This is a genomic window from Streptomyces sp. NPDC002057 (assembly GCF_040296665.1).
Taxonomy (GTDB): Bacteria; Actinomycetota; Actinomycetes; order Streptomycetales; family Streptomycetaceae; genus Streptomyces.
In genome coordinates this window covers 1-17,974 of record NZ_JBEOXR010000092.1, presented here as the reverse complement: position 1 = coordinate 17,974, position 17,974 = coordinate 1, and the positions used below count along the sequence as shown (strand labels likewise).

At 73.5% G+C, this 17,974-nt stretch carries 15 protein-coding genes; 6 read left to right on the top strand and 9 right to left on the bottom strand.

The genetic code is table 11. From position 1 onward, the window contains the following. The 3 genes from ABT129_RS37085 to ABT129_RS37075 form a co-directional block, all read left to right on the top strand. Window positions 1-352, top strand: a 352-nt coding sequence (locus ABT129_RS37085) for an ATP-binding cassette domain-containing protein (protein WP_351910508.1), incomplete at its 5' end; no start/stop codon positions are given. Beyond that, a complete protein-coding gene (locus ABT129_RS37080) occupies window positions 352-2,304 on the top strand; it encodes an ABC transporter ATP-binding protein (protein ID WP_351910506.1) in 1,953 nt (650 codons plus the stop codon). The genes ABT129_RS37085 and ABT129_RS37080, both read left to right, overlap by 1 nt. A 34-nt stretch (window positions 2,305-2,338) precedes the next feature. Further along, on the top strand, window positions 2,339-3,544 hold the full coding sequence (locus tag ABT129_RS37075) for a TerD family protein (RefSeq protein WP_351910504.1): 1,206 nt from the start codon (window positions 2,339-2,341) through the stop codon (window positions 3,542-3,544). 64 nt (window positions 3,545-3,608) lie between these two features. On the opposite strand, the gene ABT129_RS37070 is transcribed toward ABT129_RS37075, so the two are convergent. The 6 genes from ABT129_RS37070 to ABT129_RS37045 all read right to left on the bottom strand — a co-directional run bounded on the left by ABT129_RS37070 (window position 3,609) and on the right by ABT129_RS37045 (window position 11,148). After that, window positions 3,609-4,661 carry an RNA polymerase sigma factor gene (locus tag ABT129_RS37070; protein WP_351910503.1) on the bottom strand — a complete coding sequence of 351 codons (1,053 nt, stop codon included), beginning with the start codon at window positions 4,659-4,661 and terminating at the stop codon, window positions 3,609-3,611. A 78-nt stretch (window positions 4,662-4,739) separates the two neighbouring features. Then, entirely contained in the window at window positions 4,740-6,647 is a 1,908-nt protein-coding gene (dnaG, locus tag ABT129_RS37065; protein ID WP_351910501.1) for a DNA primase, read from the bottom strand. Window positions 6,648-6,676: 29 nt separating this feature from the next. Further along, window positions 6,677-7,936 (bottom strand): NAD(P)/FAD-dependent oxidoreductase, encoded by a 1,260-nt coding sequence (locus tag ABT129_RS37060; RefSeq protein ID WP_351910499.1) that lies wholly within the window; start codon window positions 7,934-7,936, stop codon window positions 6,677-6,679. Between the two features lie 121 nt (window positions 7,937-8,057). Further along, window positions 8,058-9,395, bottom strand: coding sequence for a deoxyguanosinetriphosphate triphosphohydrolase (locus tag ABT129_RS37055; protein ID WP_351910497.1), 1,338 nt, complete (start codon window positions 9,393-9,395; stop codon window positions 8,058-8,060). A gap of 35 nt (window positions 9,396-9,430) precedes the next feature. Beyond that, window positions 9,431-10,357 (bottom strand): sirohydrochlorin chelatase, encoded by a 927-nt coding sequence (locus ABT129_RS37050; RefSeq protein ID WP_351910495.1) that lies wholly within the window; start codon window positions 10,355-10,357, stop codon window positions 9,431-9,433. 89 nt (window positions 10,358-10,446) lie between these two features. Continuing rightward, on the bottom strand, window positions 10,447-11,148 hold the full coding sequence (locus ABT129_RS37045; RefSeq protein ID WP_351910494.1) for a hypothetical protein: 702 nt from the start codon (window positions 11,146-11,148) through the stop codon (window positions 10,447-10,449). A gap of 75 nt (window positions 11,149-11,223) precedes the next feature. On the opposite strand from ABT129_RS37045, the gene ABT129_RS37040 reads away from it, so the two are divergent. From ABT129_RS37040 to ABT129_RS37030, 3 genes are all read left to right on the top strand, one after another. After that, window positions 11,224-11,952: an aquaporin gene (locus ABT129_RS37040; RefSeq protein WP_351910492.1), complete on the top strand. Its 729-nt coding sequence runs from the start codon at window positions 11,224-11,226 to the stop codon at window positions 11,950-11,952. A 44-nt stretch (window positions 11,953-11,996) separates the two neighbouring features. Continuing rightward, window positions 11,997-12,686 carry a SanA/YdcF family protein gene (locus ABT129_RS37035; protein ID WP_351910490.1) on the top strand — a complete coding sequence of 230 codons (690 nt, stop codon included), beginning with the start codon at window positions 11,997-11,999 and terminating at the stop codon, window positions 12,684-12,686. 116 nt (window positions 12,687-12,802) lie between these two features. Further along, a complete protein-coding gene (locus tag ABT129_RS37030; RefSeq protein WP_351910488.1) occupies window positions 12,803-14,884 on the top strand; it encodes a molybdopterin oxidoreductase family protein in 2,082 nt (693 codons plus the stop codon). 10 nt (window positions 14,885-14,894) lie between these two features. Here the strand turns inward: ABT129_RS37030 and cutA are convergent, their stop codons facing one another. The 3 genes from cutA to ABT129_RS37015 all read right to left on the bottom strand — a co-directional run. Further along, a complete protein-coding gene (gene cutA, locus ABT129_RS37025) occupies window positions 14,895-15,614 on the bottom strand; it encodes a divalent cation tolerance protein CutA (protein ID WP_351910486.1) in 720 nt (239 codons plus the stop codon). After that, window positions 15,611-17,626 (bottom strand): ABC transporter ATP-binding protein, encoded by a 2,016-nt coding sequence (locus ABT129_RS37020; protein WP_351910484.1) that lies wholly within the window; start codon window positions 17,624-17,626, stop codon window positions 15,611-15,613. Before ABT129_RS37020 ends, cutA begins: the two co-directional genes overlap by 4 nt. Next, window positions 17,623-17,974, bottom strand: a 352-nt coding sequence (locus ABT129_RS37015) for an ATP-binding cassette domain-containing protein (RefSeq protein ID WP_351910482.1), incomplete at its 5' end; no start/stop codon positions are given. The genes ABT129_RS37020 and ABT129_RS37015, both read right to left, overlap by 4 nt.

The window sequence follows — 17,974 nt, the reverse complement described above, 5'->3', positions numbered from 1 at the left end:
CGACGCCCCCGTCTCCCAGGGCGGAACCAACCTCTCCGGCGGCCAGCGACAGCGACTCGCCATCGCGCGGACCCTGGTGCAGCGGCCGGAGATCTATCTCTTCGACGACTCCTTCTCCGCGCTCGACTACGAGACGGACGCCCTGCTCCGGGCCGCGCTCGCCCGGGAGACGGCCGACTCCACCGTCGTGATCGTCGCCCAGCGGGTCTCCACCATCAGGGACGCCGACCGGATCGTCGTCCTCGACGAGGGACGGGTCGTCGGCACCGGACGGCACCGGGAGCTGATGGCGGACAACGAGACGTACCGGGAGATCGTGCTCTCCCAGCTCACCGAGGCGGAGGCAGCCTGATGGCCGGTCCTGGCGGACGCATGATGGCCGGTGGCGGCCCCGACCAGCGGTCGATGGACTTCAAGGGTTCGGGCAAGCGGCTGATGAGGCAGCTGGCGCCCGAGCGCGGCGCGCTCTGGGCGATGCTGATCGCCTGTGTGCTGTCGGTGGCGGCCTCCGTGGTCGGCCCGAAGATCCTCGGCAAGGCGACCGACCTCGTCTTCGCGGGCGTCGTCGGGCGCCAGATCGAGGGCGGCACGAAGGCGGAGGCGATCGAGGACCTGCGTGCGGCGGGCGACTCCGGCATGGCGGACATGCTGTCCGGGGTCGACTTCACGCCGGGGCAGGGGATCGACTTCTCCGCCGTCGGCGAGGTGCTGCTCGTGGTGCTCGCCGTGTACGTGGCGGCGGGCCTGCTCATGCTGGTCGCCACCCGCCTGTCGATCACGGTGATCAACCGGACGGTCTACCGGATGCGGGAGGACGTCCAGACGAAGCTGGCGCGGCTCCCCCTGTCGTACTTCGACAAGGCGAAGCGCGGCGAGGTGCTGTCGCGGGCGACCAACGACATCGACAACATCTCGCAGACCCTCCAGCAGTCGATGGGCCAGCTGATCAACTCGCTGCTCACCATCGTCGGCGTGCTGGCGATGATGTTCTGGATCTCGCCGCTGCTCGCGCTCGTCGCCCTGGTGACGGTGCCGGTCTCGGTCTTCGTCGCGGCGAGGATCGGCAAGCGCTCGCAGCCGCACTTCGTCCAGCAGTGGAAGTCCACGGGCACGCTCAACGCGCACGTGGAGGAGATGTACAGCGGGCACACGCTGGTGAAGGTCTTCGGCCGGCAGGCGGAGTCCGCGCGGGACTTCCGCGAGCAGAACGAGGCCCTGTACGAGGCCGGGTTCAAGGCGCAGTTCAACTCCGGCGTCATGCAGCCGGTGATGTTCTTCATCTCGAACATCAACTACGTCCTGGTGGCCGTCGTCGGCGGTCTGCGGGTGGCGAGCGGCACGCTCTCCATCGGTGACGTGCAGGCCTTCATCCAGTACTCGCGCCAGTTCTCGATGCCGCTGACGCAGGTCGCGTCGATGGCGAACCTGGTGCAGTCGGGCGTCGCCTCCGCCGAGCGGATCTTCGAGCTGCTCGACGCCGAGGAGCAGGAGCCGGACGCACCCGCGCGCGTGACGGGGGCGCCCTCGCCCGGCGGCCGCGGCACGAGCGACCTCAAGGGCCGGGTCGCCCTGGAGGACGTCTCCTTCCGCTACGAGGCCGACAAGCCCCTCATCGAGGACCTGTCGCTCGTGGTGGAGCCGGGGCAGACGGTCGCGATCGTCGGCCCGACGGGGGCGGGCAAGACGACCCTGGTGAACCTCCTCATGCGGTTCTACGAGGTGACGGGCGGCCGGATCACCCTGGACGGGGTGGACATCGCGAAGATGCCCCGGGAGGAGCTGCGGACCGACATCGGCATGGTCCTCCAGGACACCTGGCTCTTCGGCGGCACCATCGCCGACAACATCGCGTACGGCGCGACGCGCGAGGTGACCCGGGCGGAGATCGAGGAGGCGGCGCGGGCCGCGCACGCCGACCGCTTCGTCCGCACCCTGCCCGACGGGTACGACACGGTCATCGACGACGACGGGGCGGGGGTCAGCGCGGGCGAGAAGCAGCTGATCACCATCGCGCGGGCGTTCCTCTCCGACCCGGTGATCCTCGTCCTCGACGAGGCGACCAGCTCGGTCGACACCCGTACCGAGGTCCTGATCCAGAAGGCGATGGCGCGCCTGGCCCACGGGCGCACCTCGTTCGTGATCGCGCACCGGCTCTCCACGATCCGGGACGCGGACGTGATCCTGGTGATGGAGAACGGATCGATCGTCGAACAGGGCACGCACGAGGAACTGTTGGCGTCCGGCGGGGCGTACGCCCGGCTGTACGCGGCGCAGTTCGCGCAGGCGGTCGCCGAGGTCGACTGAACGGGCGTGCGACCCATGCCGCATGATGTGCGGCATGGGTCACACAACCGAGAATTCCTGGGTGCCTTCGGTCACCCTGCGCGTGGGCGCCGAGGGCGTGGACGTGGCGGCGCTGCTGCTCGGCACGGACGGCCGGGTCCGGGGGGACGCGGACATGGTCTTCGACGGGCAGCCCGCCCACCCCTCCGGCGCGGTACGACACGAACCGGAGGCGCTGGTCCTCTCGTTGCACGAGGTGGAGGCCGAGGTGGCGCGGATCGTGATCGCCGGATCGGCGGCAGGCGGCGCCCTGACCGCGCTCGCGCCGGACGGGGCGGCCGTCGCCTCGTACACGGTGCCCGGCGCACCGGACGCGACCGCCGTCGCCTTCGGGGCGTTCTTCCGGGAGTCGGGCGGCTGGAAGTTCGGCGGGATCGGGCAGGGGTACGGCTCCGGGCTCGCCGGGCTCGTCACCGCGTACGGCGTGGAGGTCGCGGAGGAGGAGTCGGCACCGGCCGTCTCCGGACCGGTCCCGCTGGCCGGGGTGGTGAAGGTGCCGGGTCAGGAGCCGTCCACGGGCGGCTCGCCCGCCGCCGGGGAACCGGCCGGGACGCCGGCGCCCGTCACGGCGGGGCCGTTCCCGCCCGCCGACCGGCCGTACGAGCTGGTCGAGGGCTGGGGTTTCGGGCCCGTCTTCGAGCCGGTCGTCTTCGAGGGCGTCGGCGACGACGTGATCACCCTCGACAGCCGTGTCCAGCCCGGCCCCGTCCTCGTGGAGCTCGCGCACGAGGACGGCGGGTACGTCGGCCTCTTCCCGCTCGACAAGCGGAACAGGGAGGGGGATTACGTCTTCAACACCACCCTGACCGACTTCCGGGCCAGTTCGGTCGTCGTCACCCCCAAGGACCGGGCGCTGCGGCTGAAGCTCGCCGCGGACAACCGCTGGGTGCTGCGGGTGAAGCCCGTCGCCGCGGCCCGCCGTCTCGAGGGCACGCTGAGCGGGTACGGCCCCGAGGCGTTCCTCTACCTCGGCGACGGCGCCGACCTCCGCGTGGACTTCAAGGGCGAGCCCGACAGGGGCGGCGGCTACGTCGGCATCCAGAGCTACGAGGTCCGCGGACGCGCCGGGGGCGGGCTGCCCGACTCGGATCTGCTCCTGAACACGACCGGGGCGCTGCGACGGACGGTACCGGTCCCGCGGGGGCCGCAGCTGCTGCTGTTCAGCGCGGAGGGCCGTGGACCCTCACCACCACCGAGGTGAACCCCTAGGGCCTGTACGAGGATTGCCGGGCGGCCCGGACCCGGCGGGGTCGGTCGGACCGGCCCTAGTCCAGGTAGCCGCGCAGCTGGTCCGCGTAGGCGTGGTCCCGCAGCTTGTTGAGGGTCTTGGACTCGATCTGGCGGATGCGTTCGCGCGTCACGCCGAAGAGGCGTCCTATCTCCTCCAGGGTGCGGGGCCTGCCGTCGTCGAGGCCGTAGCGGAGCTGGACCACCTTGCGTTCGCGCTCGCCGAGGGTGGAGAGCACGTCCTCCAGGTGGCGGCGGAGCAGCAGGAACGCGGCGGACTCGACCGGTGAGGCGGCGTCGCCGTCCTCGATGAGGTCGCCGAGGGCCACGTCGTCCTCCTCGCCGACGGGGGCGTGCAGGGAGACGGGTTCCTGGGCGAGGCGGAGCACCTCGCCGACCCGCTCGGGGGCCACGTCCAGCTGGGCGGCGACCTCCTCGGCGGTGGGTTCGTAGCCGCGTTCCTGGAGCAGGCGGCGCTGGACGCGGATGACCCGGTTGATGAGTTCGACGACGTGCACGGGGACGCGGATGGTCCGGGCCTGGTCGGCGAGGGCCCGGGACATCGCCTGGCGGATCCACCAGGTGGCGTACGTGGAGAACTTGTAGCCGCGCGCGTAGTCGAACTTCTCGACGGCCCTGATGAGACCGAGGTTGCCCTCCTGGACGAGGTCCAGCATGGTCAGGCCGCGGCCCACGTACCGCTTGGCGACGGAGACGACGAGGCGGAGGTTGGCCTCGATGAGCCTGCGCTTGGCGATCCGGCCGAGGACGACGAGCCGGTCGAGGTCGCCGGCCAGCCGGGAGTCCAGGTCGGGGGTGTTGGCGAGTTTCTCCTCCGCGAACAGCCCGGCCTCGACCCGGCGCGCGAGGTCGACCTCCTCCTCGGCGGTGAGCAGCGGGATGCGGCCGATCTCGCGGAGGTACTGGCGGAAGAGGTCGGAGGAGGGCCCGTTGCCGCCGGGGTCCGGGCGGCGGCGCTGGGGCGGGACGGCGGGCTCCTCCACGTCCTCGCCGGGTTCTGCCTGGTCCTGCGTCACGGTCTGGGTCTGCACGGCGGGCGACCTCCAGAAGGGGCGGAACGGCACCGTCATCCAGTGTGGGGTACGACACATCGCCGCCACGAGGGGCGTGCGGTGACTTTTTGAGACCGGGGGGTGACGGAACGTGCGTCAGAGGGCGGCGGCGCCGTTGTTCCTCAGGGACTGCCCGTACTGGGTGAGGACCCAGAGTTCGTTCTGGACGGCCGCGAGCCGCTCCGGGTCGCCCTGGGCGCCGAGCCGGGCCAGGGTGCCCTGGACCTCGCGGATGCGCCGGTCGACGGCGCGGAGCCGGACGGTGACGAGCTGGTCGCCGGCGTAGGCCTCGTCGACGGTCTTGGCGAAGATCGCCTCGACGGCGAGTTCGGTGACGAGGGCGCGCACGGTGTCGTTGGGCGCGGCCTCGCGGACGGTGGCGAGGTAGTCGGAGGGGGCTCCGGTGGCGCCGCCGGCGTCGTGGACGCACTGGCGGACGGCCGCGTAGGGCGGGGCGGTGAACTCGTCGGCCCCGTAGGCGTCGAAGGCCGGGGAGACCAGTTCGGGCCGCTGGAGGGCGAGCTTGAGGAGTTCGCGCTCGGTGCGGTGGGCGGGGCTGCGCAGGTTGAGCGCGGGCCCGGCCTGGACGCCGGTGGGTGCGCCGGCCGCCGCCTGGGCGTCGTAGCCGCGCCGGGGGGTCTGCTGCTGGGCGGCGGGGCCCTTGCCGCCGCGGTCGCGGGCCCAGCGGGCGAGCTGGGCGACCCGCTTGACGACGAACTGGGTGTCGAGGATGCCGAGCATGCCGGCGAGCTGGACGGCGACCTCGTGCTGCGCACCGATGTTCTTGATGCGGGCGACGACGGGCGCGGCCTCGTCGAGGGCGGCGGCGCGGCCGGCCGGGGTCTCCAGGTCGTACCGCTTCACGATCTGGCGGAGGGCGAACTCGAAGAGCGGGGTGCGGGGCTGGACGAGTTCGGCGACGGCCTGGTCGCCCTTGGCGAGCCGCAGGTCGCAGGGGTCCATGCCGTCGGGGGCGATGGCGATGTACGTCTCGGCGGCGAACTTCTGGTCGTCCTCGAAGGCGCGCAGGGCGGCCTTCTGGCCGGCGGCGTCGCCGTCGAAGGTGAAGATGACCCGGGCGGAGCCGTTGTCCATGAGGAGACGGCGGAGGATCTTGATGTGGTCGCCACCGAAGGCGGTGCCGCAGGTGGCGATGGCGGTGGTGACCCCGGCGAGGTGGCAGGCCATGACGTCGGTGTAGCCCTCGACGACGACGGCCCGGCTGACCTTGGCGATGTCCTTCTTGGCCAGGTCGATGCCGTAGAGGACCTGGGACTTCTTGTAGATCGGGGTCTCGGGGGTGTTGAGGTACTTGGGGCCGTTGTCGTCGTCGCGGAGCTTGCGCGCGCCGAAGCCGACGATCTCGCCTCCGACGTCCTTGATCGGCCACATGAGGCGGCCGCGGAAGCGGTCGATGGGGCCCCGGCGGCCGTCCTGGGAGAGTCCGGAGAGGATCAGTTCCTTGTCGGAGAAGCCCTTGCCGCGCAGGTAGCGGGTGAGGTGGTCCCAGCCGGCCGGGGAGTAGCCGACGCCGAAGTGGGCGGCGGCGGCCTGGTCGAAGCCGCGCTCGGCGAGGAACACGCGGCCGATCTCGGCCTCGGGCGAGTCGAGTTGGCCGATGTAGAACTCGGCGGCGACCTTGTGGGCCTCGACCAGGCGGATGCGCTCCCCGCGCTGGTGGCCGGGGTTGTAGCCGCCCTCCTCGTACCTGAGGGTGATGCCCGCCTTGGCGGCGAGGCGCTCGACCGTCTCCGAGAAGGAGAGGTGGTCGATCTTCATCACGAAGGCGATGGTGTCGCCGCCCTCCTGGCAGCCGAAGCAGTGGAAGAGTCCCTTGCCGGGGCTGACCTGGAAGGAGGGCGACTTCTCGTCGTGGAAGGGGCAGAGGCCTTTGAGGTTTCCGCCGCCCGCGTTGCGGAGCTGGAGGTACTCGGACACGACGGCGTCGATCGGGACCGCGTCCCGGACCGCCTTCACGTCGTCATCGTTGATCCTGCCTGCCACGCATGAAGTCTACGTGCGGGCGGAGGTGATCAGATCAGGCTCTCCAGGGGGACGGAGGGGTCGGCGAGGGCGTCGGTGTCCACGGCCGTACGGGAGCGGATGAGCTGCTGGACGGTCTCTGTGACGTCCCACACGTTCACGTTCATGCCGGCGAGGACCCGGCCCTCCTTGAGCCAGAAGGCGATGAACTCGCGCTTGCCGGTGTCGCCGCGGACCACGACCTGGTCGTACGAGCCGGGGGGCGCCCAGCCGGAGTACTCCATGCCCAGGTCGTACTGGTCGGTGAAGAAGTAGGGCACGCGGTCGTAGGAGACGTGCCGGCCCAGCATGGCGCGGGCGGCGGCGGGACCGCCGTTGAGGGCGTTGGCCCAGTGCTCGACGCGGAGCCGGGTGTGCAGCAGCGGGTGGTGGGCGGCGGCCACGTCTCCGGCGGCGAAGACGTCGGGGTCGGAGGTGCGCAGGGACTCGTCGACGGCGATGCCGCCGCCGTCGGCGCGGTCGACGAGGGCGAGCCCGGAGTTCTCCGCGAGGACGGTGCGGGGGGCGGCGCCGATCGCGGCGAGCACGGCGTGGGCCGGGTGCTCCTCGCCGTCGTCGGTGCGGACGGCGAGGACCATGCCGTCCTGGCCGACGATCTCGGTGAGCCGGGCGCCGAAGTGGAAGCGGACGCCGTGGTCGCTGTGGAGGTCGGCGAAGAGCTGGCCGAGTTCGGGGCCGAGGACCCGGTGCAGGGGGGTGGGGTCGGATTCGACGACGGTGACCTCGGCGCCGTAGCCGCGGGCGGCCGCGGCGGCCTCCAGGCCGATCCAGCCGGCTCCGGCGATCACCAGGTGGCCGTTGTCCCGGCCGAGGGTGGCGAGGACCTGGCGGAGCCGGTCGGCGTGGGCGAGCCGGCGCAGGTGGTGGACGCCGGCGAGTTCGGTGCCGGGGACGTCGAGGCGGCGGGGCTCGGAGCCGGTGGCGAGGAGCAGCTTGTCGTAGCGGATGACGGTGCCGTCGCCGAGGCGCACCGTGCGGGCCTCGCGGTCGACGGCGGTGACGGACTGCCCGAGGTGCAGTTCGATGTCGTGGCGCGCGTACCAGGCGGCCTCGTGGACGAAGACGCCGTCGCGTTCCTTGGCGCCGGTCAGGTACCCCTTGGAGAGGGGTGGGCGCTCGTAGGGGTGGTCGCGTTCGTCGCCGATGAGGATCACCCGGCCGTTGAACCCTTCGGCGCGCAGGGTCTCCGCCGCTTTGGCCCCTGCCAGGCCCCCGCCGACGATGACAAAGGTCTGATCTGCGTCGACCACGTCGTTTCCTCCTCTTTGCGACCGCTTCCAACCTACGCCCCCGGGCGTTCGTCGGGCCGTACCGCCTCGGGGCGTGCATGCGAGCGTCCCGCACGGAGGGTGGCGGCGGAAGAGGGCCGACTCAGCCGTGGTGCGGACGGAGGTGGGTGTGGAGGGCCCGGGCGGAGGCGTCGGTGAGGGAGGCGATCTGGTCGACGATGACGCGCTTGCGGGCCCGGTCGTCGCGCGCCGCGTCGAAGAGTGACCGGAACTGGGGTTCGAGTCCGTCGGGGGCGCGGGCGACGAGGGCCTCGGCGAGTTCGGCGACGACGATGCGCTGGTCGGCGCGGAGGGCCTCCTGTTCGGCGCGCTGCATCACGTACCGGTCGGCGACGGCCTTGAGGACCGCGCACTCGTTGCGGGTCGCGCGGGGGACGACGAGTTCGGCGCCGTAGCGGGTGAGCCGGCCCGAACCGTAGGCGTGCCGGGTGGCGCCCTCGGCGGCGAGCGCGAACCGGCCGATGAGCTGGCTGGTGGCGTCCTTGAGACGGGACTGGGCGACGGCCGAGCCGTCGTAGCCGTGCGGCCACCACTCCTGGTCGAGGAGCCGGTCGAGGGCGTCGGCGAGCTCCTGCGGGTCGGTGTCCTCGGGGACGTAGCGGCCGATGGCGACGGCCGCGATGTCGGCGCGCTCGGGTTCGGCGAGGAGGAGGTTGGGGTCGATGTGCCCGGCGTGCAGGCCGTCCTCGAAGTCGTGGACCGAGTAGGCCACGTCGTCGGCCCAGTCCATGACCTGGGCCTCGAAGCACTTGCGGTGGCCGGGGGCGCCCTGCCGGATCCACGCGAAGACGGGCAGGTCGTCCTCGTACACGCCGAACTTGGGCGAGCCGGGGTCCTCGGGGTGTCCGCCGCGCGTCCACGGGTACTTGGTGGCCGCGTCGAGGGTGGCCCGGGTGAGGTTGAGCCCGACGCTGACCAGCTCGCCGTCGGCGTCCTTCACGAAGCGCTTGGGTTCGATGCGGGTGAGGAGGCGGAGCGACTGGGCGTTCCCCTCGAAGCCGCCGCAGTCCTTGGCGACGTCGTTGAGCGCCTGCTCGCCGTTGTGCCCGAAGGGCGGGTGGCCCATGTCGTGGGAGAGGCAGGCGGCCTCGACGAGGTCGGGGTCGCAGCCGAGGGCGGCGCCGAGCTCCCGGCCGACCTGGGCGCACTCCAGGGAGTGGGTGAGCCGGGTGCGGGGGCTGGCGTCCCAGGCGTGTCCCCGGGTGCCGGGGGTGACGACCTGGGTCTTGCCGGCGAGCCTGCGGAGGGCGGCGGAGTGCAGGACGCGGGCGCGGTCGCGCTGGAAGGCGGTGCGTCCGGGGCGTTTGTCGGGCTCGGCGGCCCAGCGGTCGGTCGCGGCGGAGTCGTAGCCGGGGGTGTCGGTGACGCCGGTGCCGTCGGTGCCGTGTGTGCTGCCGGTGCTCTGTGCGATGCCTTCCATGCGTCGACGGTAACCGGAGGGACCGACAGAAGCGCTCAGACGGCGACGAGTTCCCGCCTGGGGGTGGTGGTGCGGCCCGCCAGGGCCCGGTCGTAGCGGTGGAGGACGAGACGGGCGAGGGCCGGGTGGGCGCCGAGCGGGTCGGAGGCGATCCAGGGGGCGTGGTCGGCGGCGCGGGTGGCGAAGAGTCCGGGGGCGGTGAAGCAGGAGGCGACGGCGACCCGGTGGCGGCCCCGGGCGGCGAGGGCGCGGACGGCCTCGGGGACGGTGGGCGCGGCGGCGGAGGCGTACGCGGGGACGACGGGGACTCCGCCGAGCCGCTCGCCGAGGAGGGCCGCGATGCGGCGGAGCTCGGCGCCGGAGCGGGGGTCGCGGGAGCCGGCGGAGGCGAGGACGACCCCGGCGGCGCGGGAGGCGCCGGTCGCCGCGTCCCAGCCGGCCTGCGCGAGCCGGTCGGCGAGGGCCTCGACGAGGAGGGGGTGGGCGCCGAGGGGTTCGGCGACGCCCGCCCGGAGGGCGGGCTCGGCGGCGAGGGCGGCGGGCAGGTCGTGGGTGACGTGGTGTCCGGGGGCGAGGAGCAGGGGGACGAGGACGGCGGCGCGGCCCTCGGCGGCCAGCTCCGTGAGGGTGGCGTCGAGGAGCGGGGTGTTCAGCTCGATGTGCGCGAGCCGTACGTCGAGTCCGGGCCGGAGCTCGCGGACCCGGTCGAGGAGCCGGCCGAGGGTGGCCCGGGCACGGGGGTCCCGGCTGCCGTGGCCGACGGCGACGAGGGTGGGGGCGGCCGGGGCGGGCCGGGCGGGCGCGGCGGGACCGGGTGTGTTCATGGGTGGCGGGACCTCCTGCTCGTGCTTCCGTGGCCGGTGGCCGTACGGACGCACGTGGCCGAGCTGGGTCCCGAGCTGCTCGGTGATCCTGCCGAGCAGCTCGGCGGCGTGGGCGAAGGTGCTGTCCGGCTCCGTCATGAACCGATCCTGCGGCCCCCAGGTTGCCTGCCCGTTGCACGGGGGTCACGGCTGTTTTCCGTGACCTCACGGGCCTGCGCCGCGCGGTGTCAGGCGTCCAGCCAGACCCGGAGCGGGCCGGTCTCCCGGAAGCCGGCGGCGAGGGCGGGGGCGAGGTCGTCGCCGGACTCGTAGCCGACGACGGTGCGGTCGTCGGCCACCAGGCCCAGGGACCCGGCCCAGGACCGGCCCGGGTCCGTGTCCCCCGTGGCGAAGAGGTTGGAGACGCCGGTGACGGTGCCGCTCGCGCTGAGGACGGCTCCGCCGAGGATCCGGCCGTCGGCCGCGTACCCGGCGACGACGGTGGTGGAGGGGTCGGCGAGGAGTTCGGGGCGGAAGAGCGCCGCCTCGTCGGCGTCGCCGTCGCTCCAGGCGAGGGCCCAGGCGGCGAGTTCGTCCGGGGTGCGGACGGCCCGCCAGTCACCGGTGGCCGGGGGGACCGGGAGGCCCGCCGGGCGGTGGATCCAGGTGGCCTCGAAGAGGAGGCGGAAGCCCTCGGCCGTCAGGTCGAGGCGGGCGAAGCTGTCCTTCACCGAGGCGCCGGGGGTGTCGCGGTCGATGCCGGTCAGGACGTCCTTCACGTCCGCGTCCCCGGTCAGCGTCACCGCGTCGGGGTAGTAGAGCGGGGTGCGGCGGTCGTTGGTCCAGGCGCGGGGGCCGAAGGCGCCGGGCCGGCCGTGGGCGGCGCACATGGCCCCGCACCATTCGGCGTTGTTGCGGACGGCCTCCGCGAGGACGGCATCGGTGATCATGCGCGGATCGTACGGTCCGGACGCTCCTCACCTCCCCTCTTTTTTCCTTCCGAATCACGGAATATCTTTTCCACTATGAGAATGTCCCCCCCCGCGTCGCTCCCCCGACGTGTCGCCGCCGAGTTCATCGGCACCTCCGCCCTCGTCGCCGTCGTCGTCGGCTCCGGCATCCGCGCCGACTCCCTCAGCCAGGACATCGGCGTCCGGCTGCTCGCCAACGCCGCCGCCTCCGCCATCGGACTCGGCCTGCTCATCGCCCTCATCGGGCCGCTCTCCGGCGCCCACTTCAACCCCGTCGTCACCCTCTCGGAGTGGTGGTCCCGGCGCTCCGGGCGCGCGGCGGGGCGCGAGGTCCTCGCCTACATCGCCGCCCAGCTCGCCGGAGCCGTCACCGGGGCCCTGCTCGCCGAGGCGATGTTCGGGCGGACGCCCGGCGCCTGGGCCACCGAGTCGCGCTCCGCGCTCCACCTGCTGCTCGGCGAGGCCGTCGCCACCGCCGGGCTCGTCCTCGTCGTCCAGGGCCTGCGCCACATCGGCCGCCCGGCCCTCGCGCCGGTCGCGGTCGCCGGCTACATCGGCGCGGCGATCTGGTTCACCTCCTCGGGATCCTTCGCCAACCCGGCCGCCACCGTCGGCCGCGCCTTCTCCGACTCCTTCACCGGCATCGCCCCCGCCTCGGTGCCCGCCTTCGCCGCCGCCCAGCTCCTCGGGATGCTCCTCGGGATGGTCCTGGCCGGTGTGTTGTACGGAACACGCGGGGCCTCCGGCGAACCGAACGCCGCCGAGGCGCGTCGGACGGGGTGACGGACCGGCACCGGTCCGCGACCGCGATCCTCGGAGGTTCCCGCATGCGGGCACGGCTCACCCGGTTCATACCCCGCTCCACCCGGGCCCGCCGCCGTACCGTCCAGGCCGTGATGGTGGGCGCCGTCCTCGCGCTCACCCCCGCCACCTGGATGCACACCGCCGCCGCCGGGAAGCTCCGTACCACCGCCGACGTGCCCGCCCGGGACGTCGCCGTCGTCTTCGGCGCCGGTCTGTGGAACGGGCGCCCGACCCCGTACCTCGCGCACCGGCTCGACACGGCCGCCGAGCTGTACCGGACGGGCAAGGTGCGGGTCCTCCTCGTCACCGGCGACAACAGCCGGACCGCGTACGACGAGCCGAGCGCCATGCGCGCCTACCTCACCCGGCGCGGGGTGCCCGACGACCGGATCGTCAGCGACCACGCGGGCTTCGACACCTGGGACTCCTGCGTCCGGGCCCGGAAGGTGTTCGGTGTCGACCGGGCCGTCCTCGTCACCCAGGACTTCCACATCAAGCGGGCCGTCGCGCTCTGCGGGCGGGCGGGCGTCGACGCCTACGGAGTCGGCGTCCCCGAACCCCACGACGCCACCTGGTACTACGGAACCACCCGGGAGCTGTTCGCCGCGGGCAAGGCCGCCCTCGACGCCGGACTGCGCCCCGACCCGCACTTCCTCGGGCCGCGGGAGAAGGGCGTCACCGAGGCGCTGGCCTCGCTCCACGGGACGCCGTAGCCCCGGCCCCCTCGGCGCCGGCCTCACCCCACGGCCCCCCGCGGGCTGAGCGGAGGGCAGCGCGCCCGTAATCAGCCGCGTCGCCCCGCGTAACACGGCTGACCCACGCTGGCGCCATGTCCGAGTCCACCGCCGTTCCCACCCACTGCCCCTACTGCTCCCTGCAGTGCGGCATGTCGCTCCGCCCCACCGGCGTCCCGGAGCTGCCCGCCGAGGTGGTCGACCGGACCGACTTCCCCGTCAACCGGGGCGCGCTGTGCGGCAAGGGCCGCACCGCCCCCTCCGTACTCTCCTCCCGGGTCCGGCTCACCGAGCCCCTGGTCCGATGCCCTGACACGGGGGCGCTGGCGCCCGCGTCCTGGGAGGAGGCGCTCGCCGCCGTCGCCGACGGGCTGCGCCGGACCCGCGCCGACCACGGTCCCGATGCCGTGGGGGTCTTCGGCGGCGGCGGCCTCACCAACGAGAAGGCGTACACGCTCGGGAAGTTCGCCCGGCTCGTCCTCGGCACCTCGCAGATCGACTACAACGGACGCTTCTGCATGTCGTCGGCGGCGGCCGCGCACGGCAGGGCCTTCGGACTCGACCGGGGACTCCCCTTCCCGCTGGAGGACATCCCGAGGACCGGGTGCGTCGTCCTCGTCGGCTCCAACCTGGCCGAGACCATGCCGCCCGCCCTGCGCTACCTCACCGAGCTGAAGGAGAACGGCGGCAGGCTGATCGTCGTCGACCCGCGCCGCACCCGCACCGCCGAACAGGCCGACCTCCACCTCGCGCCCCGCCCCGGCACCGACCTGGCGCTCGCCCTCGGCATGCTGCACCTGGTCGTCGCCGAGGGGCGGGTGGACGAGGAGTTCGTCCGGGAGCGGACCGCCGGCTGGGAGGACGCGCGGGCCGGGGCCATGTCCCACTGGCCCGAGCAGGTCGAGCGGATCACCGGGGTGTCCGTGCCGAAGCTGCGCGAGGCGGTCGCGATGTTCGCCGACGCCGACAACGCCATGGTGCTGACCGCGCGCGGCCCCGAGCAGCAGTCCAAGGGCACCGACACCGTCGGCGCCTGGATCAACCTCTGCCTCGCCACCGGGAACGCGGGCCGGCCGCTCAGCGGCTACGGCTGCCTCACCGGCCAGGGCAACGGCCAGGGCGGCCGCGAGCACGGCCAGAAGGCCGACCAGCTGCCCGGCTACCGCAAGCTCGACGACCCCGCCGCCCGCGCCCACGTCGCCGGGGTGTGGGGCGTGGAGCCGGAGTCCCTGCCGGGGCCCGGGCGGAGCGCGTACGAGCTCCTCGACGCCCTCGGCGGGGACGTGCGGGCGCTGCTCCTCATGGGCTCCAACCCGGTGGTCTCCGCGCCGCACGCCGCCCACGTCGAGGAGCGGCTGCGCTCACTCGGCTTCCTCGCCGTCGCGGACGTCGTGCTCTCCGAGACCGCCGCACTCGCCGACGTCGTCCTGCCCGTCACCCAGTGGGCGGAGGAGACCGGCACCATGACCAACCTGGAGGGGCGGGTGCTGCTGCGGCGCCGCGCCCTCACCCCGCCCGCCGGGGTCCGCACCGACCTGGAGGTCCTGCACGCCCTCGCCGCGCTCCTCGGCTGGGAGAAGGGCTTCCCGACCGACCCGGAGGAGGTCTTCGACGAGCTGCGCCGGGCCTCCGCGGGCGGCCCCGCCGACTACGCGGGCATCAGCTACCGCCGGATCGAGGAGGAGCAGGGCGTCTTCTGGCCCTGCCCCGAACCGGAGCACGCGGGGACGCCCCGGCTGTTCCTGGACCGGTTCGCGACGCCCGACGGGCGGGCCCGGTTCGTGCCGGTGGTGCACCGGCCCGCGGCCGAGGAGACGGACGCCGACTACCCGGTCCTGCTCACCACGGGCCGGGTCGTGTCCCAGTACCAGTCGGGCGCGCAGACCCGGCGGGTCGCCGAGCTGAACGCGGCGGCGCCCGGCCCCTTCGTGGAGCTCCACCCCCGGGCGGCCGAGCGGCTCGGGGTGGCCGAGGGCGAGCGGATCGCGGTGGTCTCGCGGCGCGGCCGGGCCGTCGCACCGGCCCGGATCACCACGGCGATCCGGCCGGACACCGTCTTCATGCCGTTCCACTGGGCGGGCGAGGGCCGGGCCAACACCCTGGTGAACCCGGCGCTCGACCCGGTCTCCCGGATGCCCGAGTTCAAGGTGTGCGCGGTCCGTCTGGAGCGGCTCTGACGCCCGGCGGCTACGGCCGGTCGAACCAGTCGCCGCTCTCGATGACCGGGCCGAGGGGCGCGTCCGGCGCCGCCAGGAACACCCAGGCGGACACCCGCGCCCCGTCCCGTACCCGTACGACGTCCATCGCCACCCGTTCGTACCCGACGGGCAGCTCCAGGCGGTCCAGCAGGCCGAACAGTTCGCCGTAGGTGCCGGGCGCGGGCGTGAGCAGGGTCCCGGTCACCCGGCCCGCCTCCGCCGGGACGACGTACGGATAGCCGGGCCCGTCGTACAGGACCGCCCCGTGCAGCACGGCGTCCGCCTCGGCGCCGATCCGGCCGGCGAGGAACCGGTCGTGGTTGTACGCGCCCGGGCGCAGCGTCCCGTACACGAAGAACGGCCGCTCGTCGTCGGCCGGGACCTCGACCTCCCGGGCCGCCGCGGTCTCCCGCTCGACCCAGCGGGCGTACTCCTCGCCGACGCGGGTCACCCGGGTGGCGAGGATCTCGGGCGTCTCGTAGTCGTGGGCGGCGAGGAGGTGCGCCTCCAGGGCCGGGTAGCGGGCCTCGGTGGTCTTGAACACCACCTCCCACTCCTCGGTGGTCTCGATCGCGCCCTGCCAGTGGTAGACGGAGGTGACGGGCCCCGAGATCTGCGCGCAGGCGACGAGCCGGGCCTCGACGGCGCCGCGCGCCAGGGCGTCGGCCTTGGCGCGCGCGTCGGTGGTGGTGCGGACGGTGACGATCACGTCTCCACCGTACGGGCGAACTGGGCCGCGTGCAGCCGGGCGTACGCGCCCCCGGCGGCGAGGAGTTCGTCGTGGCCGCCCTGCTCGGCGATCGAGCCGCTCTCCATCACCAGGATGGTGTCGGCGTCCCGGATCGTGGAGAGCCGGTGGGCGACGACGAAGCTGGTGCGGCCCGCGCGGAGCGAGGACATCGCCTGCTGGACGAGGAGTTCGGTGCGGGTGTCGACGGAGCTGGTGGCCTCGTCGAGGACGAGGATCACCGGGTCGGCCAGGAAGGCGCGGGCGAGGGTGACCAGCTGCTTCTCCCCCGCGCTGAGGCCGCCGCCGTCCTCGTCGAGGACGGTGTCGTACCCGTCGGGGAGGGTGCGGACGAACCGGTCGGCGTGCGCGGCCCGCGCCGCCGCCACGATCCGCTCCCGCGAGACCTCCCCGGGCGCCCCGTAGGCGATGTTGTCGGCGATGGTGCCGCCGAAGAGCCAGGTGTCCTGGAGGACCATGCCGGTGCCGGAGCGCAGCTCCTCGCGGGTCATCGCCGCCGTGTCGACGCCGTCGAGGGTGATCCGGCCGCCGGTCACCTCGTGGAAGCGCAGCAGCAGGTTGACCAGGGTCGTCTTGCCCGCCCCGGTGGGGCCGACGATCGCGACCGTCCTGCCGGGCTCGACGGTGAGCGACAGGTCCTCGATGAGCGGCTTGCCGTCCTCGTAGCGGAAGGCGACCTTCTCGAAGGAGACCCTGCCGCGGAGCTCGGCGGGCCTCAGCGGCTCCGCCGGGTCCGGGGACTCCTCGTCGGCGTCGAGGAACTCGAAGACCCGCTCGGCGGAGGCCACTCCGGACTGGAGGAGGTTGGCCATCGCGGCGACCTGGGTGATCGGGCCGTTGAACTCGTACGAGTACTGGATGAAGGCCTGCACGTCACCGACGGACAGCGTGCCGCTCGCCACCCGCAGTCCGCCGACGACGGCGATGGCGACGTAGTTCAGATTGCCGACGAAGGTCAGCGCGGGCTGGATGAACCCGGACACGAACTGGGCGCGGAAGCTCGACCGGTAGAGCTCCTCGCCGAGTTCGTCGAAGCGGCGCACGGCCTCGTCGCGGCGGCCGAAGGCGACGACCTCGGTGTGACCGGTGATCATCTCCTCGACGTGGCTGCCGAGCTTGCCGGTGACCGCCCACTGCTTCACGAACTGCGGCTGGGCGCGCTTTCCGACGAAGGCGGCGACGGCCACCGAGACGGGCACGGTGGCGAGGGCCACCAGGGCGAGCAGCGGCGAGATCCAGAACATCATCGCGAGGACGCCGAACAGGGTCAGCACGGCCCTGATCATCTGGCTGAAGGCCTGCTGGAGGGTCTGGGTGATGTTGTCGATGTCGTTGGTGGTGCGGGAGAGGACCTCGCCGCGCGACTGCCGGTCGAGGTAGGTGAGCGGCAGCTTCGCCAGCTTGTGCTGGGCCCGCTCGCGGAGCCGGTGCCCGGCCCGCTGGACGACGGTGGTGACGATCCTGAGCTGGACCCAGGTGAAGAGGGCGGAGCCGGCGACCACCAGGACGGAGAGGGCGAGGACCCGGCCGACGGCCGCGAAGTCGACCCCGGCGGGGCCGGTGGCGCCGGTGACGACGAGGTCGGTGGCGCGGCCGAGGAGGAGCGGGCCGAGGACGGAGAGGAGGACGGCGGTGGCACCGGCGGCGAGGGCGGTGAGGAGGAGGGCCCGGTCGGGGGCGAGGGTGCGCACGAGGCGGAGGCCGGAGGAGCGGAACGAGAGGGAGCGTTCGAGGCCGGCGGCGGGGAGGCCGGGCCCGCGCTGCTGGGGCGGGGGGCCGGTGCGGGCGGAGGCGGGGGTGGTGGTGGGGCCGGGCCCTGTGGTGGGTTCAGGGGTGGTGGGGCCGTGTTCGGGGGTGGTGGGTCCCGGGCCCGTGGTGGCGCCGCTCCCCCGGGCGGGGGCTGGCGAGGTGGGGCCGCCGGCCCGGCCGGGGGGATCGTCCGTCGCCCGGCCCTCCGTGGTGGACGTGTTCATGCCGCTTCCTCCTCGGTGAGCTGGGAGAGGACGATCTCCCGGTAGGTGGCGTTGTCCCGCATCAGGGAGGTGTGGGTTCCGGTGCCGACGTTCCGGCCCCGGTCCAGGACGACGATCCGGTCGGCGTTCCTGATGGTGGAGACCCGCTGGGCGACGATCACGACGGTCGCGTCCGCCGTCTCCGCCCGGAGCGCCTCGCGGAGCAGGGCGTCCGTGCGGGGGTCGAGCGCGGAGAACGAGTCGTCGAAGAGGTAGAGACGGGGACGGGCGACGAGGACCCGGGCGATGGCGAGTCGCTGTCTCTGGCCGCCGGAGAGGTTGGTTCCGCCCTGGGAGACGGGGGCGTTC

Excerpts from the sequence above, each read along its gene's own strand:
- ABT129_RS37080 (WP_351910506.1), top strand. The coding sequence starts at position 352 with ATGGCCGGTCCTGGCGGACGCATGATGGCCGGTGGCGGCCCCGACCAG.
- ABT129_RS37075 (WP_351910504.1), top strand. The coding sequence starts at position 2,339 with ATGGGTCACACAACCGAGAATTCCTGGGTGCCTTCGGTCACCCTGCGC.
- ABT129_RS37070 (WP_351910503.1), bottom strand. The coding sequence starts at position 4,661 with ATGACGGTGCCGTTCCGCCCCTTCTGGAGGTCGCCCGCCGTGCAGACC.
- ABT129_RS37055 (WP_351910497.1), bottom strand. The coding sequence starts at position 9,395 with ATGGAAGGCATCGCACAGAGCACCGGCAGCACACACGGCACCGACGGC.
- ABT129_RS37050 (WP_351910495.1), bottom strand. The coding sequence starts at position 10,357 with ATGACGGAGCCGGACAGCACCTTCGCCCACGCCGCCGAGCTGCTCGGC.
- ABT129_RS37045 (WP_351910494.1), bottom strand. The coding sequence starts at position 11,148 with ATGATCACCGATGCCGTCCTCGCGGAGGCCGTCCGCAACAACGCCGAA.
- ABT129_RS37040 (WP_351910492.1), top strand. The coding sequence starts at position 11,224 with ATGAGAATGTCCCCCCCCGCGTCGCTCCCCCGACGTGTCGCCGCCGAG.
- ABT129_RS37035 (WP_351910490.1), top strand. The coding sequence starts at position 11,997 with ATGCGGGCACGGCTCACCCGGTTCATACCCCGCTCCACCCGGGCCCGC.
- ABT129_RS37030 (WP_351910488.1), top strand. The coding sequence starts at position 12,803 with ATGTCCGAGTCCACCGCCGTTCCCACCCACTGCCCCTACTGCTCCCTG.
- ABT129_RS37020 (WP_351910484.1), bottom strand. The coding sequence starts at position 17,626 with ATGAACACGTCCACCACGGAGGGCCGGGCGACGGACGATCCCCCCGGC.